6 protein-coding genes are annotated in these 7,440 nt (G+C 40.6%); 1 reads left to right on the top strand and 5 read right to left on the bottom strand.

Annotated elements, in window-relative coordinates; all coding sequences use genetic code 11:
- Positions 1-205: 205 nt before the first annotated feature.
- The 5 genes from JJQ88_RS20805 to JJQ88_RS20785 form a co-directional block, all read right to left on the bottom strand.
- Positions 206-841 carry a class D sortase gene (locus JJQ88_RS20805; RefSeq protein WP_210367956.1) on the bottom strand — a complete coding sequence of 212 codons (636 nt, stop codon included), beginning with the start codon at positions 839-841 and terminating at the stop codon, positions 206-208.
- A 1-nt stretch (position 842) separates the two neighbouring features.
- Positions 843-2,021 (bottom strand): processed acidic surface protein, encoded by a 1,179-nt coding sequence (locus tag JJQ88_RS20800; protein WP_210367955.1) that lies wholly within the window; start codon positions 2,019-2,021, stop codon positions 843-845.
- Between the two features lie 171 nt (positions 2,022-2,192).
- Entirely contained in the window at positions 2,193-3,896 is a 1,704-nt protein-coding gene (locus JJQ88_RS20795) for an N-acetylmuramoyl-L-alanine amidase (protein WP_210367954.1), read from the bottom strand.
- A 73-nt stretch (positions 3,897-3,969) separates the two neighbouring features.
- Positions 3,970-5,694: a cell wall-binding repeat-containing protein gene (locus JJQ88_RS20790; protein ID WP_210367953.1), complete on the bottom strand. Its 1,725-nt coding sequence runs from the start codon at positions 5,692-5,694 to the stop codon at positions 3,970-3,972.
- A gap of 145 nt (positions 5,695-5,839) precedes the next feature.
- Positions 5,840-6,244, bottom strand: a complete 405-nt coding sequence (locus JJQ88_RS20785; RefSeq protein WP_210367952.1) for a hypothetical protein — start codon at positions 6,242-6,244, stop codon at positions 5,840-5,842.
- A 148-nt stretch (positions 6,245-6,392) separates the two neighbouring features.
- Between JJQ88_RS20785 and tagU the strand changes: the two genes are divergently transcribed.
- Complete coding sequence (gene tagU / locus JJQ88_RS20780) at positions 6,393-7,334, top strand: polyisoprenyl-teichoic acid--peptidoglycan teichoic acid transferase TagU (protein WP_210367951.1); 942 nt, start codon at positions 6,393-6,395, stop codon at positions 7,332-7,334.
- Positions 7,335-7,440 lie beyond the last annotated feature (106 nt).

Raw genomic sequence — 7,440 nt, 5'->3', positions numbered from 1 at the left:
GTCTTATTTGTACTGCACACAATCTTTTGAAGTGGGCAGCCAACAAGGAAAGCGAACAAAAATTAGGGTAACTAGGGAGGGAATATCCCTCTTTCTCTTATAAATTCATCAAACCCAAACCTAGAAACTGGATAAAAAGTAAAAGAGGCGACTCTCAGGTCGAATTTATTCAACCTTTTGAGTCAGCCACATTTAAAAAGTTCTGTTATTCGGTTTCGATCATATCGGCAACAAGTATATATCTGTCCGGTGCATCCCCAATGAAATCAAATGGATAACATGTCGTTACCGTCAAAGTAGGACGGGGTTTAGGAACGATGACAGTCCTGTCATCCGCATCAACAATCCTGACAGTCCTGACCTTGTAGGTGAATTTACCTGCAGATGTCGAAACAACGAGTAAATCCCCCTTGCCTACATCTCCCAATTTTCGGAACACAGTATCGCGATGGCCAGATAAAACGGAATTATCCCTTTCACCAGGCAATACACTGCCGGCGAAATGACCGACACCCCGTTCCAGTTCATCTTCATCGGTTCCATGATAGATTGGCAGGTTCGCCTTCAGCTTAGGGATACTGAGGTTCCCAATCATTTCCCCCTGCTTTGGCCGTTTTGGATAAAGTTCATTTTTCTTTTTATTGTCAGCCTTACTTTTCCCGTCTGCCTTTACGGTATAATTTTCCTCGGTAGCCTGCGCCTTCTGATAAAGCCAATAACCCTTGAGGAATTTATAAGCATTTGTACTGCTGAACCAGATCCCGAAGAAAATGATGCAGATTGATAGAGAAAGAAGAACCAGATAACCGGTCCTTCTCTTTTCCCTTTTTACTCTTGACACTTTATACTCTCACTTTCCTGAAAGCGAAAACTCCTAGAAGCAAAAGGCTGACTCCCATCAGTGCTTTTGACAGATAATCCGAAGCTGTGTTGGGCAGCTTGCCGCCTTTCACCGTTTTTGCTGGTGCTTTGGCCGGCATTTTATTTACTGCCTTTGTTATTTCTTTTGCTGTTTCTTTCGTTTGATCAATTTTCTTTCCTGTTTCTTCTAAAAAGTCAGATCCAAGCATGTCCTTCGTTATCTTCATATCAGCCAAAAATTTGCCTTGTTTAGAGAAAATCTTGATGACGAGGTCAGCTCCATTTGTTGAATCTAACTGCATAAGGCTTGAAAGAGAAATAGCTGTTTCTTTTCCATCCTTCACCAAGTAATACTCTACTTTCAAGTCAAAAAGGTTTAGAAGGTCAGTCCAAACATCAATGAATTCTGCGATATCCTCAGCAGTCAAATCTTCTGGATGATCATACTCAGGGAAGTTCATGAGGCGCTCGCCGATTTCCTCCATTTTTGACAGGAATTGATCTTCATCCATACTCGGATTTTCAAAAACAAAAAGAAGGTGGTTGGCTATGTTATTTGCCTCTGCAAGGGATAGGCCAAAACTATCGAGCATATTGACTAATTCATCTTTCGATTGAACGAAAACAAGCCCCCCGACAGCTCCATATAAATCTTCAATGTATTCATAATTCTCAACGGAATCATCATATTCATTCAAGAACTTTTCAAGCTCCTGTTTTGACTTGAAACCAAACAGGTCCAGAAGCTCCTGCAAGTTTTCAGGTGTAATCGGGGTTAATTCGTCCGCATAAAGAAATTCTGGCAAATCATAATAGAGATCGTCATAAAAAACGTATTCATCAAGTGATGTACCGTTTTCCTCCAAAACTTTTTCAAGCTCTTCTTTCGTCAATTCATATTCTTCCATTATTTGCTCGAGGTTTGTTTCGTTCAATAGTGGTCCAAGATAGTCTTTCAATTCTTCCAGTGAATCGAAATTTTCAATGCTATCAAAATGGACTTCTTCCAAATAGGCAATGAATTCTTCCTCTGTCATCCCAACTTCTTGCAGAAAATCCTTAAATTCCTGATCTTTTGTGTCCACTTGGGCATATGCAGCAAAAGGCATCATCCCAAATGTTAAAGCAATGGCTAGTACGGCTGATAGTAAGCGCTTCAAACTTGTTCCCCCTAAACTGTTAATAACTACGAGAATAGTATAATGGAAATTCCTATTTTTAGGAAGATGGTTTTTTTACCAAATCGTAACGTTTTTGTAATCTTTGTAGTATAGTTTTGTCCCTTATATTAAAAAACCCTGCTTTCTCTAAAAAAAGCAGGATTCCAATGTTTATTTTGTGAAATAGTCTTCAATGTTTTGAGCCAAAGCAGAGGCCCTTTTTCCTTGAATGGATCCATTTGCCAACAACTTCGCTTCGGATTGATTAGAAATGAAGCCCAATTCAATCAGGACAGAAGGCATCTTCGTCCATCTTGTTACAAATAAGTTATGATCCTTTGTCCCAGTAGATGAGTAAATGGTGCTAATATCTATTCCTGGGTAAACGAGCGCCTTTGCAAACCGTTCAGCAAGCACTTTACTATCCTTTGCCTGCTGTGAAGGCGTTGGGTCAAATGCAAGATTAGAACCTAAATAACTTAATGCTTTAGTTGAACTTCCATCTTTTACAATGAAGACTTTACGGGCAGTATCTTCCCGTATGAATGGATATTTCTTTCCTCCCGAAAGGACATACACATCTTTCGTTTCAATTGCAGGCCGGTATGAACTGTAATGGGTACTTAACCCTTTTGGGCTTGATGAAGGATTGGAATCGTGATGGATACTTATGAACAAATCTGCATTTGATTGGTTAGCGATTGCTGCGCGGTCCGGCAAATCAACGAAAATATCCTTATTTGGCAGTCTGGTGTATTGAACCTTCGCTCCCTTTGCTTTCAGTTTATCTGCTAGCTTAGCGGTGAATTGGTTATTCAGGTTCTTCTCCAAATAACCATTCTTTACAGCACCTGGATCCTTTCCCCCATGCCCTGGATCAAGCAAAATTGTTTTTCCCTCAAGTGGCAGCTTCGGAGTTTGACCAGTCAATTTCAGGAATGTATTTGGCGGAACGGAACCTGTGCCGCCCAATATAACAAAATCATTCACATTGTGTTTCTGTATTACTGTCTTTACAGTTTCCGGAACAATTGTTGGGTGCGCTAACAGTAAAGGAGCATTTTGCTTGGCGGCGAGAACGGAACCGGTCAAAGCATCGGCAAAGCTCATTCCTGTTGCCACGAATGCTTTTTGTGGATTCGGGCTCAACTGGCTGACAATATTTGCGGAAACTTCAAAGCGGTCCTTTCCGCCAATTCTCTTTGCGCCCGGCAGCTTCCCAGCTACCGCTTTCCCAACACTCGCTTCCCCGCCAGAAATGATGGTCGTCCTGAAATTTAATTGTTTGATAGCTTCATTGATTTTCAATGGTAAACTATCACTCTTTGTCAGCAGGATGGGATAGCCTTTTGCCGCTGCATAAGGAGCTATTGCCAATGCATCGGGAAAATTCAATCCATTAGCAATAACAGCCGTTTCGGCTGGCCGTAATTTCCTGGCGATATTATAGGCAACCTCGAAGCGGTCCTTTCCATCGATTCTCTCAATCCGTTTGAAGCCATTATCTTTTAAAATTCCTGGTATTTTCATAGAAATGCTGCCGGCTCCGCCAATCAAGACAACCTTCTGCGGATTGAGCCTCTTAAGTTCAGCCAGTATTCTCGCATCTAATTTATCCGCAGCTGTCAACAGGATCGGGGCATTTTCCTGGTAAGCCAGCGGGCTCCCAGACAATGCGTCGGCAAAGGCTTTATAGTTGGCGATCAAAACGACATCCGCCCCATTTGGCCATCCTTCCCTTGATACGTTGATCGCTACATCAAAGCGATCCTTCCCATCCATCCTCTTGGACATAACCTGGGCAAAGCTTTCACTTGGCAGCAACAAACAGAACATTAAAACTCCTATGATCATGCTTAAAATGTTTTTTTTCATTCCGCACCCCTTTATATACAAGTTCCTTTTAGACTCGCAATAAATTTACGTCTTTGGAAGATTCCATCGATCCTCAATGGTGAATCCTGATATACTGGTTTTTTTCAATTAAGTTAAACTGCTTTGGCACAGAATGGTATCCCGTACCATAAATCCCTTTCTCCGGGGAATATTCTTTATAAACTTCAGCTGCCATTTCAATTTTATCGTTTAGCTCCGGATGATCGACTGTGAGTACCCTTAGTGGCAGATTTGGTGACTTTTTGGCAATTTGGTCTGTATAAACAGACAGAAAATAAGTTGTCTTCAACGGCTCGATTTCACCTGCTACCTCTAAACTGGCAAGTGCCTTGCCAATGATCGCATGCTGCGGATGAGCATCATACATGGACATTGTCCTTAACTGCGCGGAAGGATACCTTCTGGCATATTGCCTGATCACATTCTGAATCTCTTTTTCTGACAAATTAACGATTGGGATAGTATTGATAAATGCTTTTCCTTGCTCAACTCCAATTGCTTCAGCAGCTCGGTAATATTCTTCGATCCTGATCTCCCCAAATTCTTGCATAGAGATGTGGCCATGAAGGAATTTTTCCATTAGGGGATCATGATAGACACCATGCCAGCTGCATTTGACACGTAAATTCTGAACCCCATAAATGGATTCTTCATCAAAATGGCCATTCAATACATCCCTGGCAGTCGAATCATCTCCCTGTGACAGTAATACTAACATCGTATTACGGTTTTTATTCAACTGGTTGACGATATCGATTCCAAAAGTAAGCACTTCATCATCGGCATGGGGAACAAAGTAAATGACAGGCTCTGTTGATTTTTTACGAAAGTGGACATCTGAAACCAGTGTTTCATTTACTGACCCAGTGCCACCAAGAACCAAGTAATCTTTAATTAAATGCTCCTCAAAGAAAGACAATGTTTTTTCCGGAACAAAATTGGGCGCAGTCAGCAAAATAGGTGCGTTTTGTTTTGCAGCGAGCACTGATCCAGTCAAGGCATCTGCAAATGACATTCCCGTTGCGAGATAGGCACTTTCCGAAGTAGGAAAGTACTTTCTTGCAATATTTGCAGCGACTTCAAAACGGTCTTTTCCGCCAATCCTTGTTGGCGAGGGCAGCTGTTGGGCAACCCTTCGACTGACACTGCCTTCTCCTCCAACAATAATAGTAGCCTTGACACCTTTCTGTTTCATCAATTTTATAGTCGTTGCCGGCATTTCATTTTGCTTTGCCAGGAGTATAGGCAGCTGGTTCCTTGCAGCATAGGGAGCAACTGCCAAAGCATCTGGAAAGTTGAGGCCGTATGCTATAACTGCCTTTTTCCATGAACCGAGCCTGACAGCAATATTTTCAGCTACCTGAAAACGGTCTTTTCCTGAAATCCTTTCCAGCAGCGGAATACCGGCGGCTTTTATTTCCCTTTCCACATTGATCGAAATACTGCCCGCGCCACCAACAATAATGACTTTCTTTGGCCTCAATCTTTTTAATTCATTTTTGGTTATGTAGGTTAAACGATTTGTTTGAGTCAACAGAATTGGCGCATTTTCCTTATATGCCAATGGCCCAGCTGCCAGGGCATCGGCATAGGCTTTATAATTCGCGAGAATAACAGTATTTGATTGTTTCCACTCCTTGGATAATTTCACCGCTACTTCGAAGCGATCCTTCCCACCGATCCGTTTCGGCAACTCAGCAGCAGATCCTTTGTCACCAAAAAACACTAAAAACATCAGACAAAAAATCAAAATAATATTTATTCGGCTGTTTTTCACTTTTAACTCCCCTTCAGACTTGTTGCATGCGTCTTGGGAAACAACTCAGAAATCCCAATTTACTCCTCCTTATTTCCTAAATTATAACATTAATACACTATGAAAGTTCCTGTTTTTTGTTATAAAAATGGAAAAACCACCAGAATTATGATCTGGTGGCCTTTTTATTGACTAATTTCTTAATCGCTAAGTAAATTCCTTTGACTACTAAAAATGCACCAAAAAATAATATGAATCCCCAAAGACTGACAACAGCATCATCAAACTCCATTTGACCCCTGCCCGTAATTTTTTGCTGGATTTCTATCGCGAATACAAGCACAAGCATGACGGTGAAGGTGTAGATGAAGGAGATGGCTGTGATACTATATTGGGCCATCATGCGAAATACGATGTGGATGGCAAAAAAAGAAAGGATTCCAATAATCCCAAAAACCCATAAATGTAAATCCTTGTCACTCACATCCAAACCTGCATTTTTGGTCATATCACCAATCAAATCGTGCAGTCCATTTATTATTTCGGCAAGCATTAAAATAAAATCTTTCATCTTTATCTCCTTATTTATGAGGCAATATATTATAATATTATAGCGGAAGACATAAATTATTTGTCGAAACCTACAAAAAAAGATTCTATTTTTGTATATTTTTGGTATCCTATTACTAATGTGTTATTCATTTAGGGGGAAATAAAAAATGAGTTCAAGAATAAATAAAACAACAAACAAAAAGAAACGAAAATGGATTAAAATTTTCCTGTCGGTTTTTATTATCTTGTTTTTGGCATTAGGCGCATATGTATTCTCGATCTACAACTCTTTAAACAATGCTGTTGATACAATGCACCAGCCAATTAAAAGAGATAAATCGGATAAACGCGAGAAAGACCTTTCCCTAAAAGCGGCGGAACCTTTTTCTGTGCTTTTGCTTGGCGTTGATGAACGTAAGGGAGATCGCGGGCGCTCTGATTCTATTATTGTATTGACAGTCAATCCGGAGAAAAATTCAGTTAAAATGCTCAGTATACCAAGAGACACAAGGACAGAAATAATCGGTAAAGGGAAACAGGATAAAATCAATCATGCCTATGCTTTTGGCGGCGTTGAAATGTCAATGGACACCGTGGAAAACTTCCTGGATATACCTTTAGACTACTATGTACAAATTAATATGGAAGGTTTTAAAGATATAGTGGATGCTGTTGGAGGAGTAAAAGTTCAAAACAACCTGGACTTCACTTCTGAGGGAACTCACTTCCCTAAAGGAGAGCTAACGTTAAATGGAAACGAAGCACTCAAGTACTCCAGGATGAGGAAACAGGATCCACGCGGGGACTTCGGCAGACAGACACGCCAGAGACAAATCATTCAAGGCGTGATCAGGGAAGGCGCAAGCCTTAGTACTTTGACGAATTATGGGGATATCTTTACTGCTCTTGGCAATAATGTCAAAACCAATCTCACCTTCGATGAAATGGTCACGATCCAAAGCAAGTATAAAGCAGCAAGCAAAGATGTAGAGCAAATTGAATTAAAGGGTGATGGGACTAAAATAAATGGTGTATATTACTATCAGGTGACCGAGGAAATCAGAAGTAATATTCGCTCAACGTTAAGAAACCATTTAAATATAAAATAAAAAATGGAGCTGACCATTAGAATGGTCAGTGTTAATGACGTTCTACAATGTCCAGAGATTGTCGGTATTAATTGTCCTAAAACTGACGGATTTACCGTCCAAAATG

Source organism: Bacillus sp. REN3 (assembly GCF_017912555.1).
Taxonomy (GTDB): Bacteria; Bacillota; Bacilli; order Bacillales; family Cytobacillaceae; genus Mesobacillus.
Note: the sequence above shows the minus strand (reverse complement) of the source record. Positions and strands in the feature narration are given on the sequence as shown.

Bases quoted from the DNA above. Each gene is read 5' to 3' on its own strand.
- JJQ88_RS20785 (WP_210367952.1), bottom strand. From the start codon at position 6,244: ATGAAAGATTTTATTTTAATGCTTGCCGAAATAATAAATGGACTGCAC.
- tagU (WP_210367951.1), top strand. From the start codon at position 6,393: ATGAGTTCAAGAATAAATAAAACAACAAACAAAAAGAAACGAAAATGG.
- JJQ88_RS20795 (WP_210367954.1), bottom strand. From the start codon at position 3,896: ATGAAAAAAAACATTTTAAGCATGATCATAGGAGTTTTAATGTTCTGT.